The 15,776-nt window shown below is 71.9% G+C and carries 13 protein-coding genes; 10 read left to right on the forward strand and 3 right to left on the reverse strand.

Going from position 1 to position 15,776, the window contains the following annotated elements:
- Positions 1-32 precede the first annotated feature (32 nt).
- The 5 genes from SH922_RS24540 (at position 33) to sucD (ending at position 5,964) form a co-directional block, all read left to right on the forward strand.
- Positions 33-1,175, forward strand: a complete 1,143-nt coding sequence (locus SH922_RS24540; protein ID WP_393063676.1) for a vWA domain-containing protein — start codon at positions 33-35, stop codon at positions 1,173-1,175.
- A 104-nt stretch (positions 1,176-1,279) separates the two neighbouring features.
- Positions 1,280-2,176: a hypothetical protein gene (locus SH922_RS24545; RefSeq protein ID WP_393060002.1), complete on the forward strand. Its 897-nt coding sequence runs from the start codon at positions 1,280-1,282 to the stop codon at positions 2,174-2,176.
- 108 nt (positions 2,177-2,284) lie between these two features.
- Positions 2,285-3,448 (forward strand): hypothetical protein, encoded by a 1,164-nt coding sequence (locus SH922_RS24550; protein ID WP_393060003.1) that lies wholly within the window; start codon positions 2,285-2,287, stop codon positions 3,446-3,448.
- A 428-nt stretch (positions 3,449-3,876) separates the two neighbouring features.
- On the forward strand, positions 3,877-5,058 hold the full coding sequence (gene sucC / locus SH922_RS24555) for an ADP-forming succinate--CoA ligase subunit beta (RefSeq protein WP_393060004.1): 1,182 nt from the start codon (positions 3,877-3,879) through the stop codon (positions 5,056-5,058).
- Between the two features lie 21 nt (positions 5,059-5,079).
- Positions 5,080-5,964, forward strand: a complete 885-nt coding sequence (gene sucD / locus SH922_RS24560) for a succinate--CoA ligase subunit alpha (RefSeq protein WP_326738197.1) — start codon at positions 5,080-5,082, stop codon at positions 5,962-5,964.
- A gap of 135 nt (positions 5,965-6,099) precedes the next feature.
- Here sucD and SH922_RS24565 read toward each other — a convergent pair whose 3' ends face one another.
- Positions 6,100-7,482, reverse strand: a complete 1,383-nt coding sequence (locus tag SH922_RS24565; protein ID WP_393060005.1) for a helix-turn-helix domain-containing protein — start codon at positions 7,480-7,482, stop codon at positions 6,100-6,102.
- Between the two features lie 125 nt (positions 7,483-7,607).
- On the opposite strand from SH922_RS24565, the gene SH922_RS24570 reads away from it, so the two are divergent.
- Positions 7,608-9,272 carry a DUF6350 family protein gene (locus SH922_RS24570; RefSeq protein WP_393063677.1) on the forward strand — a complete coding sequence of 555 codons (1,665 nt, stop codon included), beginning with the start codon at positions 7,608-7,610 and terminating at the stop codon, positions 9,270-9,272.
- Here SH922_RS24570 and SH922_RS24575 read toward each other — a convergent pair.
- The gene (locus SH922_RS24575) at positions 9,262-10,233 is read right to left on the reverse strand and encodes a hypothetical protein (RefSeq protein ID WP_393060006.1); all 972 of its coding nucleotides are present in this window, start codon (positions 10,231-10,233) and stop codon (positions 9,262-9,264) included. The two genes, SH922_RS24570 and SH922_RS24575, sit on opposite strands and share 11 nt — an antisense overlap.
- A 365-nt stretch (positions 10,234-10,598) precedes the next feature.
- On the opposite strand from SH922_RS24575, the gene purN reads away from it, so the two are divergent.
- Positions 10,599-11,255: a phosphoribosylglycinamide formyltransferase gene (gene purN / locus SH922_RS24580; RefSeq protein ID WP_393060007.1), complete on the forward strand. Its 657-nt coding sequence runs from the start codon at positions 10,599-10,601 to the stop codon at positions 11,253-11,255.
- The gene (gene purH, locus SH922_RS24585; RefSeq protein WP_393060008.1) at positions 11,242-12,795 is read left to right on the forward strand and encodes a bifunctional phosphoribosylaminoimidazolecarboxamide formyltransferase/IMP cyclohydrolase; all 1,554 of its coding nucleotides are present in this window, start codon (positions 11,242-11,244) and stop codon (positions 12,793-12,795) included. Before purN ends, purH begins: the two co-directional genes overlap by 14 nt.
- Before the next feature lie 112 nt (positions 12,796-12,907).
- Here purH and SH922_RS24590 read toward each other — a convergent pair whose 3' ends face one another.
- A complete protein-coding gene (locus SH922_RS24590) occupies positions 12,908-13,681 on the reverse strand; it encodes an RDD family protein (protein WP_393060009.1) in 774 nt (257 codons plus the stop codon).
- 228 nt (positions 13,682-13,909) lie between these two features.
- On the opposite strand from SH922_RS24590, the gene SH922_RS24595 reads away from it, so the two are divergent.
- Both SH922_RS24595 and SH922_RS24600 read left to right on the forward strand, forming a co-directional pair.
- Positions 13,910-14,773, forward strand: a complete 864-nt coding sequence (locus SH922_RS24595; RefSeq protein ID WP_393060010.1) for a bifunctional methylenetetrahydrofolate dehydrogenase/methenyltetrahydrofolate cyclohydrolase — start codon at positions 13,910-13,912, stop codon at positions 14,771-14,773.
- 29 nt (positions 14,774-14,802) lie between these two features.
- Positions 14,803-15,390 (forward strand): DUF3017 domain-containing protein, encoded by a 588-nt coding sequence (locus SH922_RS24600; RefSeq protein WP_393060011.1) that lies wholly within the window; start codon positions 14,803-14,805, stop codon positions 15,388-15,390.
- The last annotated feature ends 386 nt before the right edge of the window (positions 15,391-15,776 follow it).

Here is a 15,776-nt window from a genome sequence, read left to right on the forward strand (position 1 = left end):
CGGGCGACGGGGAACGGCTGCGGCGGTGGCGCATGGTGCTGGGTGCGGAGAGCGCGGAGAGCACCGGATGCACCCTCACCGGCCGCGACGCCGCGATGGACGGTGCGCTGACCGCGCTGTACGGGAGCGGGGGCCGGCCCGGAGGCAGGGGCGGCAGCGGACGATCGGCCGGACTCGGGGCATCGGCCCCGTCCGTGGCCCGCTGGCTCGGCGACATCCGTACGTACTTCCCCACGTCCGTCGTCCAGGTCATGCAGCGCGACGCCATCGACCGCCTCGGCCTCTCCGCGCTCCTGCTCGAACCGGAGATGCTGGAGGCCGTCGAGGCGGACGTCCATCTCGTCGGCACCCTTCTCTCCCTCAACAAGGCCATGCCGGAGACGACGAAGGAGACGGCAAGAGCCGTCGTGCGCAAGGTGGTCGAGAAGCTGGAGCAGCAGCTCTCGACCCGGACCCGAGCGACGCTGACGGGCGCACTGGACCGATCCGCGAAGGTCACGCGGCCCCGGCACCACGACATCGACTGGGACCGCACCATCCGAGCCAACCTCAAGAACTACCTGACCCTCCCCGGTGGGGACGGGGCCGGCACGATCGTCCCCGAGCGGCTCATCGGCTACGGGCGGGCCGCGCAGTCCGTGAAGAAGGACGTCATCCTCTGCATCGACCAGTCGGGCTCGATGGCGGCCTCCGTCGTGTACGCCTCCGTCTTCGGCGCCGTCCTCGCCTCCATGCGCTCGCTGCAGACCAGGCTCGTCGTCTTCGACACGGCGGTCGTCGACCTCACCGACCAGCTCGACGACCCCGTCGACGTGCTCTTCGGCACCCAGCTCGGCGGCGGCACCGACATCAACCGGGCGCTCGCCTACTGCCAGTCCAGGATCACCCGACCCGCCGACACCGTCGTCGTGCTCATCAGCGACCTCTACGAGGGCGGTATCCGCAACGAGATGCTGAAGCGGGTCGCCGCGATGAAGGCGTCCGGAGTGCAGTTCGTGACCCTGCTCGCCCTTTCCGACGAGGGTGCACCCGCCTACGACCGCGACCATGCGGCGGCGCTCTCTGCGTTGGGTGCTCCCGCCTTCGCCTGTACGCCGGATCTCTTCCCTGACGTGATGGCGGCCGCGATCGAGAAGCGGCCGCTGCCCATACCGGACAAGGAGACTCATCAGTAACAGGGGACTTGCGTGCCCCCGGGCACCTCGTGCAAGCATCGTCCCGACGTCCGCGGAGGATCGCATTCCGCGGTCCGCGCCATCCTGAGAGGGCTCGCTCCCACGTGACCACAGCAGTTGCCGGTGCCGCCACCGCCCCGCGCCTCCGGCGCGGTGCGGCAGGCCGCCGCGCGCTGCAGGTGGTGTTGTTCCTCGGCGGCCTGCTGGCTCTGGGGCTGCTCTTCGGCACGCGTGCGCAGGCGGATCAGCAACCGGATCAGCAACTGGTCCAACATCCGGAACAGCAACTGCTCCAACAACCGGCCCAACAACAGCCGCACCAGCCGCACCAGCCGGTCCGGCAGTTGCGGGACGCGGCAGCGGATGCGGTGGCACCGGCCGCCTCCACTCCACCCGCACCGCCGGTACGGGAAGTGTCGCCGGTACGGGAAGCACTGCCTGTTGGGGAAGTGCCGTCCGGGCGGGTCACCGTCCGGCAGCTGACCCGGCCCGTCGGCCAGGTCGTCGAGAAGACCGTCGGCGCGGCCGTCACCGGTCTCCGAGACATCACGGTGGCTCTCCCGGGCGAACGGCCTCTGCCCATACCGTCATTGCCGTCCGCGCCGGAGGCACCGGCCGCGTCGCAGGCCGGTCCCGCACCGGTGTCCGATGCGCCTGACCGGGGCGCCCCGGGCTTCCCGGCCGCGCCCCGCCCCGTCACCGCCTCGGTTTCCCTCATCACCCCGGCGCCTGCCGTGTTCCCCGCGTCGAGCGGGCCGGCGGCGGCCCCTCACCGGGAGGCCGCGGCGGACCACCGTCCGGCACCCCGGGGGCCCTTCGGGCCTGACGGCGGGCAAGGTCGTTCCGTGCCCGCCGAGGTCCACCCGCCCCGAGGCGGCGACCAGCACGCCGTTCCGTTCGCGGACGGCACCTGCTTCGGACTCGTCCGTGGCGCCGGTCTTCCGGCGACCGGCGCACCGGTCCGTGACAGATCAGGCGAGATCCTCGAATTTCCCGGCTAGGGCAGGCCTTTCCCCCGCCTCGACCTGCCGCGCGGGGGCGGAACAGGTCTGCCCGCCGTCCGGACGCGCTCCGGACCGCCGAACACATTCGAAGGATCTGACACACACATGCACAAGAACATCCGCCGTTCCATAGCCGTCGCTGCCACGGCCACCGGTATGTGGGCCCTGGGCACCGCAGCCGCAAGCGCGGACGAACTGCCCGTCTCCGTCCCCCTGTCCACCCCCGACCACGCGGCCGATGCTGCCGACGTGATCGACGGCGTCGACGGTGCTGACGTCGCCGGCAAGGCAGGAGGCCTCCATGACACCGCCCGGGCGACGGCGGCCGACGTGACGTCCGCCGCCCGGAACGCCGTCGCCGGCCACGCGATCGAGAGCACCGACCTCGCGGACCGCGCCGACCTCGCCGGCCACGCCTCGCAGGTCCGGGACGAGGCCGCCGGTACCCTCGGGAAGGCCGCGGGAACCACGGTCGACACCTCTACCCCCGAAGCGCCCGTCGACTACCTCTTCGGCCCCATCGAGCAGCTCCCCGGCTACGGGCAGAACACCGTTCAGCACGCCGGGCAGAACATGGGCCAGGACATCGGTCAGCACGTCGGCCAGAGCATCGGCCAGGAATACGTGCAGACCGCGGCGCCGTACGCACTCGACACCGCCGGGACCACCGCCGAAGGTGTCCTCGCCCAGGCTGCTCCGGTCGTCGGGCAGACCTCCGACGCCGTGCTGCCGCCCCTCGTCGCCGATGCCGTCTCCTCGGTGCTGCCGGTCGTCGGGCAGGCGCTCGGTGACGTCTCCACCCTCGCCCAGGGCGTCACCGGCGAGGTCCCGCCGTTCGCCGACGGAGTCGTGACACAGGCCGCCGCGCCCTTCGTGCAGGGCGTGACGACCGAGGTCCAGCCGCTGGCGTACGGAGTGACCGGTGCGGTCCAGCCGTTCGCCGAGGGCGTCGTCTCCGAGGTCCAGCCGCTGGGCCAGGGCCTGACCGGGGACGCCGTCGCCCCGTTCGCCCAGGGGGTCACCAGCCAGGTGATGCCGCTCGCCCAGGGCATCGGCTCCGAGGCCAGGCCCTTCGCCGGCGGTCTCGTGTCCACGGTCGGCGACGACGCGCGTCCGGCCGTGGCGCACGCTGCGTACGGCTCCGCGGGCCTGACGTCCGTCACTCCGGCCTACGTCTCCGACACCGTGGCGTCGGCCTCGGCGACGGTCTCGGCGCTGAACCCGGCGCACTCCGTCACCACTCCGGGGTACCCGCTCCAGGGGATCTGAGAGGGCCTCCCGCACCACCCGTAACAACACCACCTGCAACAACACCACCCGTAACAACACCTTCCGCACCACCTGTCACTCCGGTTCACTGCCCCGGGTGACTCGCCGGGCGGCCTCCCGTACGGTCCGGACCCACCCGGGTCCGGGGCAGGGGGCCGCCCGGTCCGCGTTCGGCAGTCCTGCCCTCGCCCCCGTGCCGTTTTGTCCACTGCGACCCGGCCACCAGCGTGATCTGTGACCGTAATCACCGCCCAGGTGTGATCTGCGATTTAGGGTCCTGCGGGGCTCGGGGATAACCTGCGAGACGGACATGCCGCGTATTCGGTCACCGTGTGCGCCTTCCTTGTGACAGAGCAGTCACGTTGCCCCTCGCGGCACGCCCACGCAGAAAACCAACCGCGAGACCATTTGATAAGGGACGGACGCGCGTGGACCTGTTCGAGTACCAGGCGAGGGACCTCTTCGCCAAGCACGGTGTACCGGTGCTGGCCGGTGAAGTGATCGAGACGCCTGAGGCAGCCCGCGAGGCGACCGAGCGGCTGGGCGGCAAGTCTGTCGTCAAGGCGCAGGTGAAGGTCGGCGGCCGCGGCAAGGCCGGTGGCGTGAAGCTGGCCGCCAACCCCGACGAGGCGGTCGCCCGGGCGACCGACATCCTCGGCATGGACATCAAGGGCCACACGGTCCACAAGGTGATGATCGCCGAGCTGTCCCCGGAGATCGAGGCGGAGTACTACGTCTCGTACCTCCTCGACCGGACCAACCGCACCTTCCTGGCCATGGCCTCGGTGCAGGGCGGCATGGACATCGAGGAGGTCGCGGAGAAGACCCCCGAGGCCCTCGCGAAGGTCCCGGTCAACGCCGTCGACGGGGTCGACATCGTCAAGGCCCGGGAGATCGTGGCCCAGGCGAAGTTCCCGGCCGACGTGGCCGAGGGTGTCGCCGAGGCCCTGGTGACCCTGTGGGACACCTTCGTCGCCGAGGACGCCCTCCTTGTCGAGGTCAACCCGCTGGTGAAGACCAAGGACGGCCGAATCCTGGCCCTGGACGGCAAGGTGTCTCTCGACGAGAACGCCGACTTCCGTCAGCCGGGTCACGAGGCGCTCGAGGACAAGGCCGCAGCCAACCCGCTCGAGGCTGCCGCCAAGGCCAAGAACCTCAACTACGTCAAGCTCGAGGGCGAGGTCGGCATCATCGGTAACGGTGCCGGTCTGGTCATGTCGACCCTGGACGTCGTCGCGTACGCCGGTGAGAACCACGGCAACGTGAAGCCCGCCAACTTCCTCGACATCGGTGGCGGCGCCTCCGCAGAGGTCATGGCGAACGGCCTGGAGATCATCCTCGGCGACCCGGACGTCAAGTCCGTGTTCGTCAACGTCTTCGGCGGCATCACCGCCTGCGACGAGGTCGCCAACGGCATCGTCCAGGCGCTGGAGCTGCTCAAGAGCAAGGGCGAAGCGGTCACCAAGCCGCTCGTCGTGCGCCTTGACGGCAACAACGCGGAGCTGGGTCGCAAGATCCTTTCCGACGCCAACCACCCGCTCGTTCAGCGTGTGGACACCATGGACGGCGCGGCCGACAAGGCCGCCGAGCTCGCCGCGGCTGCGAAGTAAGGAAGAGGGACTCAGACCACCATGGCTATCTTCCTCACCAAGGACAGCAAGGTCATCGTCCAGGGGATGACCGGCTCGACGGGCATGAAGCACACCAAGCTCATGCTCGCCGACGGCACCAACATCGTCGGCGGCGTGAACCCGCGCAAGGCCGGCACGACCGTCGACTTCGACGGCACCGAGGTGCCGGTCTTCGGCTCCGTCGCCGAGGCGATGGAGAAGACCGGCGCGAACGTGTCCGTCCTCTTCGTGCCGCCGGCCTTCTCCAAGGCCGCCGTCATCGAGGCGATCGACGCCGAGATCCCGCTCGCCGTCGTGATCACCGAGGGCATCGCCGTCCACGACTCGGCCGCCTTCTGGGCGTACGCCGGCGCGAAGGGCAACAAGACCCGGATCATCGGCCCGAACTGCCCGGGTCTCATCACCCCCGGCCAGTCCAACGCCGGCATCATCCCGGGCGACATCACCAAGCCGGGCCGCATCGGTCTCGTGTCGAAGTCCGGCACGCTGACCTACCAGATGATGTACGAGCTCCGTGACATCGGCTTCTCGTCCGCCGTCGGCATCGGTGGCGACCCGGTCATCGGTACGACGCACATCGACGCCCTCGAGGCGTTCGAGGCCGACCCCGACACCGACCTGATCGTCATGATCGGCGAGATCGGCGGCGACGCCGAGGAGCGTGCGGCGGACTTCATCGCGAAGAACGTCACCAAGCCGGTCGTCGGTTACGTCGCGGGCTTCACCGCCCCCGAGGGCAAGACCATGGGCCACGCCGGCGCCATCGTCTCCGGCTCCTCCGGCACCGCGCAGGCGAAGAAGGAGGCCCTCGAGGCCGCCGGCGTCAAGGTCGGCAAGACGCCGACCGAGACCGCCAAGCTGGCACGCGAGATCCTCGGCGCCTGACGCCTCACCGCGTCGGAGCAGCACCGCAGGAACGCGTCACCGGACAAAGACGCGGGCCCGTACCCCGATCAGGGGTACGGGCCCGCGTCTTTGTGTGACAGGGCGTGCCGCAGCCGGCCTGGCCGGCCGCCCGGGTCAGCCGGCCCGGGGGAGCAGCCTGCCCGGACCGCGCCCCAGTTCACTGCCGAGCTTCTTCTGAAGCTTCCTGTCCTGCGGCGTCAGCTTCTGCGGACCACCGAGCGGAGGGACCCCCTGGACCCTCTGCCCGGGCGACCGGGGTGTCTCGTACCGCGTCGGGGCCGTCGCCAGGGTGATCAGCGTCAGCCCGATCAGCAGCACGGTGAACGCGATGGCCGCCCTGGTCCACAGCTGCGCCTTGCGCTCGCTGCCCGTACGGATCAGGTCCGGAACGGGGAGCGAGGACGCGGGCTGGGCGAGGGCGAGGGCGCCGAGCTGTTCGTGCAGCAGCGCGGACTGCGCCTCCGGTGTCGAGGGCTCGGCGAGCTCGGGCAGCTGCTCGGCGACCGCGGCCCGGGCGTTCACCAGCCGGCCGGCCGCCGCCGGGGTGCTCGCCTCGGTCTCCGCCGCGGTCTCCGGCAGCCCCAGGCCGACCCCGTCGTGCAGCAGCAGGGTGCGGCGGTACGACGGCGGCAGGGCCAGCAGCGCGTCGAGCAGGGCGCGTGGGCCGGGCGCCTCGGGCGGCGGGTCGGGGTGGCGGTGCTCGCGGCGCAGCCGGCGCCACGGCGACATCGCGTACTCGTAGGCGGCCGCCCGCACCCAGCCCACCGGGTCGCGGTCGACGGCGACCTCCGGCCAGCGCTGCCAGGCCTGCTCGAAGGCCTTGCCGACGGCCTCACGGGAGAGGGCGCGGCGTCCGGTCAGCAGATAGGTCTGGCGGAAGAGCGCGGCGGCGGCGTGCCGGTACAGCGCGTCGAACGCCTCGGCGGGCGAAGGCCCGGCCCCGTCGGCCTCGTCGGTTCTTCCGGCTGCCTCGACCGCCTCGGCTGCACGGGGCGCCTCGGGTGCGGTGGTGCCGGGCTCGGTCGGGTCCATGGCGTCGCTCCCGGTGGCTTCGACGGGGGTCGGCGGACGGGTATTCGGGGATGGCGTCGCGGTCGGCTCGGCAGCTTTCGGATCCGAAGGCCCGGCCGCCGTCTCCGCCACCCCGCCCTCAGCCGCCCTCGATGCCCCGCTCCCAGCCGCCCTCGCGTTCTCGGCCGACCGGGCCCGCCGTGCGGCGGCGCCCCTCGGCCGGTGGTTCGGAGTGGCCGGCTTGACGGTGGAGGGGCGTGAGGCGGAGCGCGTACTGCCGGTTCCGATCAGTCGCGCGTACACCTCGCGCTTGCGTCCGCGCGGGCTGGTCCGGCCCGTCTCCCAGGCCCGGACCGTGGCCCGGGTGACGCCCACGGCAGCCGCGACCTGCTCCTCACTCAGTGACTTCGCCTCCCGCAGCCTGCGCCGCTCCTTGGGCGAGGGGAGCGGATGGGCAGCGGCCGTGCCGGTCGTGCTCTGCGTCATGAGGGCTCCCCGCCCGGCCTGCACTGGGTCAAAAAGTACATAAACGTATATTGAGCGACACAACGGCCGTTCGCCCGTTACACGGAATAAGCGCGTGTCGTTGGGAGCATTGCGGCGTGACCCAAATGACCGAACGCGGCCCGTTGTTGTCGGCAGAGCACGGACGGCCCGCCGTGCAGGCCCGGGCGCTGCTGCGCGGGGCCGTCGCGGCAGGGCTGGGGCTGGGCTCCGTCGCCGTGCTCGTCGTGGTGCTCTGGATCAGTTCCCCGTCACCCGACAGCGGCCCCGGCGAGGCCGTCCACGCGGCGGCGGGTCTCTGGCTGCTCGCGCACGGCGCCGAGCTCATCAGGACCGACACCCTGACCGGGGCCCCGGCCCCCGTCGGCGTCGTTCCGCTGCTCCTCACCGCCCTGCCGGTCTGGCTGGTGCACCGGGCTGCCAGGGATGTGCTGGAGCCCGAGGAGGGGCGCGGCGCTCCCTCGGCCGGGGGCGCGTTCGCCCTGGTGACGGGGGGATATCTGCTGGTCGGGGCGGCTGTCGCGCTCTACGCCCGGGGTTCCTCACTGTCCGCGCGGCCACTGTCCCTGCTGTTCCCGTCGGTCCTCGTGGTGGCGGGCGCGGCGGCCGCCGGGGTGTGGACGGCCTCGGGGCGCCCGCTCGGGCCGCCGCCCTCGTGGGCACCGGTGCGGCTGCACGAGGCGATGGCACGCTCCCGGTTCGCGCGGCGCGCGGAGGTGGTGGGCCGGTCCGCGGCGGCCGGAGTGGCGGTCCTGCTGGGCGGGGGCGCGCTGGTGGCCGCGGCGGCGCTGGTGTGGCACGCGGAACCGGTTCAGGAGTCGTTCCTGCGGCTCTCCGGCGACTGGGCCGGGCGGTTCGCGGTGCTCCTGCTGGCGCTGGCGCTGGTGCCGAACGCCGCGGTGTGGGGTGCCGCGTACGGGCTCGGCCCCGGCTTCGCGCTCGGTGCTGAGTCCACGGTCACCCCGATCGCCTTCGAGGGGCACCCCTCGCTGCCGGACTTCCCGTTGCTGGCCGCGCTGCCGGCGCAGGGGGCCGGGACGCCGATGAGCTGGGCGGCCGCGGCGGTGCCGGTCGCGGCCGCGGTGACGGTCGCCTGGTTCACCGTACGAAGGGCGGCGCCCGCCCACGGCGAGCGCGAGGAGGCGTGGAGCCTGCGCGAGACGGCGCTCACCACCGCGCTGGCGGCGGCCGGCTGTGGCTTGGGGGCGGCCCTGCTGGCGGCCGCGGCCGGGGGGCCGCTCGGGACCCACGCGCTGGCACGGTTCGGCCCGGTCTGGTGGCTCGCGGGGGCTGCTGCCCTGGTGTGGACGGCGGCACTCGCCGTCCCGGTGGCGCTGCTGCTGCGGGCCTGGCGGCTGCGTGGGCGCACACCGGCCGAACAGCAGGCGGCCGGGGCGGAGGGCGCAGTTCCGGACGGTACGGACGAGGTGCCGAAGCCCGGGGACGAGGCGGAGGGAGAGGCCGGGAAGGCCTGGCGCAGGTGGTGGCCGAGGCGCGGCCCCCGGCCGGTGGAACCCGGGGCGGACGAGGCCCCCGTGTCCGTGCCCCGCCCGGCCGGCCCGGTGGGTCCTCGCCCGGGGGACGCGGACGACGAGTTCGAGGCGTACGACTTCCTGCCGAACGACCCCTGGCGTGCGGAGACGCCCGGCGCAAGGCCGGCCCCGTCCGCAGCACCCGCAGCACCCGGAGATGCCACCCCGGCGAAGGACTCCACGGCTTCCGGACCGGCCGCGCCTCTCGGCCCGGCCGGTCCGCAGGACGCTACTCCTTGACGCCGAAGAAGGGTTCCAGCGGCTTCGGGAGCAGGTCGTTGCAGGACAGCTGGCCGGTCTTGGTGAGGGCGTCGTTCACGCAGGTGTAGTAGTCCCGGTAGACCAGCTGCACGGTGAACGTCGTCGCGACGATGGACAGGGCGATCAGCGCCGTCACCAGGCCACTGACCGCGGCCGTCGTCTGCTGCCGGCTGCCGCGCTGGACGTAGTTGGTCCCCTGCGGGCCCGCCGCGGCAGTGGATCCGGTGATCGGTGCCGGGGCGGACGGCTGACCGGGTGCGGCGCCGTGGCCCTGCGCGAGGGCGCCCGTGCCGGGCGCTCCGGCCGCTTCTCCCGGAGCCGACGGCTCCTTCGGCTTGGCCCGGAGCGCGCTGATCGACCAGTAGGTGGCGAGTGCGCCGAGCAGCAGTGCGATCTCCGGCAGGTCGAACAGCGCGAAGAAGAAGGCCCACATGCCGGAGAGCAGTGAGTACCGGGCGCGGCGCTGTACCGGGTCGGTCGGGTCCCAGCGCAGGCCGTTGCGGGGGCCGTCGGGACCGTTCCGTCCGCCGCCCTGGCCACCCTGGCCGCCGGGTCCGGTGGGGCGTCCGCCGAAGTTGCCGTTCTGGCGCCCCGGCTGGTGGCTGCTCCACTGGCTGCCCCAGACGGGCCGGCTGTCGGAGGAGTCGCCCTCGGGTGCGTCCCCGGAGTCGCCGTTGCCCTCGTCGTTGCCGTTCGTACCTCCGCCGGCCGGGTGGCGCGGCTGCCACGGCTGGTCGGGGCGGCCCTCGGGCGGCGGGGCGAACGGGTTGTCCTCGTCGGGACCGGAAGGTCCGGAGGAGCCGGCCGGCGAGGAGGAGGGCGGAGTGGAAGAGGAGGAGGAAGAGGAGCCCGGCGCGGGGGACTGGCGTTCCCGCATCAGCAGTGAGGACCGCTCGGGCAGCGGGTGGCGGAAGGCGGTGCGGCGGCGTCGGTCCGGCATATGGTGAACGTCTTCCCCATCTCGTCATTTCCGCCCAGTGGACGGTTCGCTGTCCCCTGACGCTACCCTCCGGCGCAGAGGGGCCGGAAGCTGGGCGTACGGGCGTGGTGGCCGACAGCTGTCACCCGGGCCACCCGCCCCTGCCGGGCCGGCGGTCACCGGACCCTCACCCCCGTCAGACGAGGGTCTCCCGAGGTGCCGGTATCGTTGCTGACGGTCGGCTCGTTCGTAGAGTTCCCCGTATCGAGGGGCGCGATTCTTTCGTACGACCGCACAAACAGCATGGCCGCCGTGCCGCCGCTCCCGCAATGTGGCGGGTGGTGCGGCCGCTTCGAACTGCTCCACACGCGAGAAAGGGCCCAGCCGTGGCCTCCCCGCTCTCCTCCGCCGGACCGGCCCGTCTGGTTGTCCTGGTCTCCGGTTCCGGTACGAACCTCCAAGCCCTGCTCGACACGATCGGCGACGACCCCGAGGGGTACGGCGCCCGGATCGTCGCGGTCGGTGCGGACCGCGACGGCATCGCAGGTCTGGAGCGTGCCGAGCGGGCCGGGATTCCCACCTTCGTGTGCCGGGTCAAGGACCACGCGACGCGCGGGGAGTGGGACGCGGCGCTCGCCGCGGCCACCGCCGAGCACCGCCCGGACCTCGTCGTGTCCGCGGGCTTCATGAAGATCGTGGGCAAGGAGTTCCTCGCCGGGTTCGGCGGCCGGTTCATCAACACCCATCCCGCCCTGCTCCCCAGCTTTCCCGGTGCCCACGGTGTGCGCGACGCGCTCGCGTACGGCGTGAAGGTCACCGGGTGCACCGTCCACTTCGTCGACGACGGCGTCGACACAGGTCCGATCATCGCGCAGGGCGTGGTCGAGGTGACCGAAGAGGACACCCCGGAGGGCGAAGCCGCCCTCCATGAACGCATCAAGGAAGTCGAGCGCAAGCTGCTCGTCGAGGCCGTGGGGCGGCTCGCCCGTGACGGCTATCGCATTGAGGGACGAAAGGTTCATCTCGGTCATGTCGGTGAATAAGCCCATCCGCCGCGCCCTGGTCAGCGTCTACGACAAGACGGGGCTCGAAGACCTCGCGCGCGGTCTCCACGAGGCGGGTGTCGAGCTGGTCTCCACCGGCTCCACCGCCGGGAAGATCGCGGCCGCCGGAGTGCCGGTCACCAAGGTCGAGGAGCTCACCGGCTTCCCCGAGTGCCTCGACGGCCGCGTCAAGACGCTGCACCCGCGCGTCCACGCCGGCATCCTGGCCGACCTGCGCCTGGACGCCCACCGCGAGCAGCTCGCCGAGCTCGGTGTGGAGCCGTTCGACCTGGTGGTCGTCAACCTCTACCCGTTCAAGGCCACCGTCGCCTCCGGTGCCTCCGCCGACGAGTGCGTCGAGCAGATCGACATCGGCGGCCCGTCGATGGTCCGCGCCGCCGCCAAGAACCACCCGTCGGTCGCCGTCGTCACCAGCCCCGAGCGCTACGCCGACGTCCTCGCCGCCGTCAAGGCGGGCGGCTTCGACCTGACCGCCCGCAAGCGGCTCGCGGCCGAGGCCTTCCAGCACACCGCCGCGTACGACGTGGCCGTCGCCTCCTGGTTCGCGGCCGACTACGCCGCTGCCGACGACTCGGGCTTCCCGGACTTCACCGGTGCGACGTACGAGCGCAAGAACGTCCTGCGCTACGGCGAGAACCCGCACCAGCCCGCCGCGCTCTACACCTCCGGCGAGGGCGGCCTCGCCGAGGCGGAGCAGCTGCACGGCAAGGAGATGTCGTACAACAACTACACGGACACCGACGCCGCGCGCCGGGCCGCGTACGACCACGCCGAGCCGTGCGTCGCGATCATCAAGCACGCCAACCCGTGCGGCATCGCGATCGCCGACGACGTCGCCGAGGCGCACCGCAACGCGCACGCCTGTGACCCGCTGTCGGCGTTCGGCGGCGTCATCGCCGTCAACCGCCCGGTGACGGTCGCGATGGCCGAGCAGGTCGCGGAGATCTTCACCGAGGTCATCGTCGCCCCGGCGTACGAGGACGGCGCCGTCGAGGTGCTCGCCCGCAAGAAGAACATCCGTGTGCTGCGCTGCCCCGACGCCCCGTCCTCCGAGGTCGAGGTCAAGCCGATCGACGGCGGTGCACTGCTCCAGGTCACCGACCGCCTCCAGGCCGACGGCGACGACCCGGCCAACTGGACGCTCGCCACGGGTGAGGCGCTCTCCGCCGACGAGCTCCGTGAGCTCGCGTTCGCGTGGAAGGCGTGCCGCGCGGTCAAGTCCAACGCGATCCTGCTCGCCAAGGACGGCGCCTCGGTCGGCGTCGGCATGGGCCAGGTCAACCGCGTCGACTCCGCGAAGCTCGCCGTCGAGCGCGCGGGCGAGGAGCGGGCACGGGGCGCGTACGCGGCCTCCGACGCCTTCTTCCCCTTCCCCGACGGGCTGGAGATCCTGACCGCGGCCGGAATCAAGGCCGTGGCCCAGCCGGGCGGTTCGGTCCGCGACGAGCTGGTGGTCGAGGCCGCGAAGAAGGCCGGCGTGACGATGTACTTCACGGGCACGCGCCACTTCTTCCACTGACACGAGCTGCACCCGGGTAGCCCGGGTACGACCGAAGGCCGCCAACTCCCCCGAACGAGTGGGGAACTGGCGGCCTTCGTGTGGTGGTGAGGTGGTTACACCTTCAGCATGCTCACTTCGTCTTGATGACGATCGTGCTGCCGGCGCGGTCGTGCCAGCCCTGGAGCTTGCCCGAGTTGTCGAAGAAGGGGGAGAGGTAGACCAGCAGCGTGCCGAGACCGCAGAAGAGCGAGCCGACCATCGGGATGATCCAGCGGATGAAGCCCGCACCCAGACCGGGGGCCTGGCCGGTGTTCTCCCTGACGACCTTGACGTTGAGGACCATCTTGCCGAGCGTGGCGCCCCAGATGGAGACCATCAGCCACTCGTAGAGCAGCGCGATCAGCGCGAACACGGCGATGAAGCCGAGGAAGCCCGCGAGGATGCCGACGCCGGCATCGGCCGCGTCGTTCACGCACTGGGTGTAGGCAGGGGTGCCGTACTCCATGCCGCTGCAGTCGTCGATGGACTCCGAGGCGCCCACGAGACCCGCGACGCCGATCACCGAGAAGATCACGTAGAGGATGCCGTACGCGACGGCGTCCAGCGCGCGGGCGCCCAGGCGACGCCCCATCGTGGCGAGTTCGACGGTGCCGAGGCCCGCGACGTTGATGTAGCCGTTGTTGGCCTGGAGGGTGCCGCCCGGCTGCTGGGGCGGGTAGCCGTAGCCGGGCTGGCCCTGCGGGGGCACGCCGGGCTGCTGCTGCGGGTAGCCGTAACCCGGCTGACCCTGCGGCGGGACGCCCTGGGGGGCCTGCTGCGGGTAGCCGTATCCCGGCTGGCCCTGCGGCGGCTGACCGGGCTGCTGCCCGTAGGGGTTGTTCGGATTCGGGTCGCCGAAGCTCATCTGGGGCGTTCCTCCAACGGACGTACGGGGACGAATGCGGCCGCACGGAGGAAAGAAAACATCAGCGGTCCGCCCCCCGGGTACTTCTGCGGCACTGCGGCCTTCATCGTTATAAGCAGGACGTAAGTTTGTCCAGCCACTGCCCAAGAAGTTGTCCAAGTGCAACCTTGTGTCCACGGCCGCGCCTGCAATTGGTCCGCGGGCCGGGTCATCCGCGAGAATGTCCCCATGACTGCCCAGATTCTCGATGGCAAGGCCACCGCAGCCGCGATCAAGTCCGATCTCACCGTCCGCGTAGCGGCCCTCAAGGCCCGGGGCATCACCCCCGGCCTGGGAACCCTGCTGGTCGGGGACGACCCGGGCAGCAGGTGGTACGTGAACGGCAAGCACAAGGACTGTGCCCAGGTCGGCATCGGCTCCATCCAGCGCGAACTCCCCGACACCGCCACGCAGGAGGAGATCGAGGACGTCGTCCGCGAGCTCAACGCCGACCCCGCGTGCACCGGTTACATCGTGCAGCTGCCCCTGCCCAAGGGGATCGACACCAACCGTGTCCTGGAGCTCATGGATCCGGCCAAGGACGCCGACGGCCTGCACCCGATGAGTCTGGGCCGGCTCGTGCTCAACGAGCAGGGCCCGCTGCCCTGCACCCCGCAGGGTGTCGTGCAGCTGCTGCGTCACCACGGTGTCGAGATCAACGGGGCGCACGTGGTGGTCGTCGGGCGCGGCGTCACCATCGGCCGGTCGATCCCGCTGCTGCTGACCCGTAAGTCCGAGAACGCCACGGTGACCCAGTGCCACACCGGTACCCGTGACCTCTCCTCCCACCTCCGCCAGGCCGACATCATCGTCGCCGCCGCCGGCGTGCCGCACATCATCAAGCCCGAGGACGTGAAGCCGGGCGCGGCCGTGCTCGACGTCGGCGTCAGCCGCGACGAGAACGGCAAGATCGTCGGTGACGTCCACCCGGGCGTGGCCGAGGTCGCTGCCTGGATCTCGCCGAACCCGGGCGGTGTCGGCCCGATGACCCGCGCCCAGCTGCTCGTCAACGTGGTCGAGGCGGCCGAGCGCGACGCCGCCGACGCCGTCTGAGCCGGCTGAACCGATCCGGAAGGAACCCCATGGGTGCTGGTACGAGTCCGGCCGACCGGGCCGCCTCGGCGACCGGCGCGGCCGCCGAGCAGGCGGAGGGCACGGCTGACGCCGCGGCCGAAGCCCCCGCCGCAGATACGGCAGACGGCCCTGCCGAGGGTTCGGACGGCCGCACCGGCAGCCACCCGGAACCCGGCCCCGACGCGTCCCCCGCGGCGCGCCGGTCGCGGCGTTTCCCGTCGTTCACCCGGGACACCGCGCGTCCCGAGGGCGGTGGCCGGGCTGCGGGCGGGGACGCCCCCGCGCCCGCCCGTCAGTGGCCGCTGCTCGCCGTGCTCTGCACGGCCGGGGCGGGCCTGCTGATCGTGGCCGCCGACCCCTTCGACGAGGCCTTCCGGATCGGCACGATCCTGATCGGTGTGGCGCTCATCGGGGGCGCGGTCCTGCGGCTGGTGGTTCCCTCGGTGGGCATGCTCGCGGTGCGTTCCCGCTTCACCGACCTGGTGACGTACGGACTGCTGGGCGTCCTCATCGTGATGCTGGCGCTCGTGGCGCAGCCCAAACCGTGGCTGGACATCCCGTTCCTGGAGGACGCGGTCCACTTCACGATCCGCTGAACGGTGTCCGTCCCCTCCCCCGAGAAGGGACGGACACCAGGGGCGGGGCACGCCGGAGCGGATAGCTCCGGAAAGTGGCGACTTGAGCGGCCTTGCCCCGTCCTGACTCCAGCCTTGTCGACGGGGATCGAGGGTTCAAGGGATGACTGTGGCCTGTGGCACGGAAGTGACCATTCCGCCACGGTGTGATCGCTGGGCAACGGCGGCGGAAGGCCCGGCCGTCCCGGGCGGGGGCGTGCGAGCGTGCGCTCGGACGCCTGAATGCCACCATGCGCTGTCTGCTCAGGAACTGGCAGTCTGCGTTTGCGCATCTACCTGGGTAGTCCGGAGCGGAAGACCACCGGTCCGGACAGGGGGCAGCACGTGCGCGGCGCAGTGGAAGCCGG

Source organism: Streptomyces sp. LN549, from assembly GCF_043203805.1.
Lineage (GTDB): Bacteria > Actinomycetota > Actinomycetes > Streptomycetales > Streptomycetaceae > Streptomyces.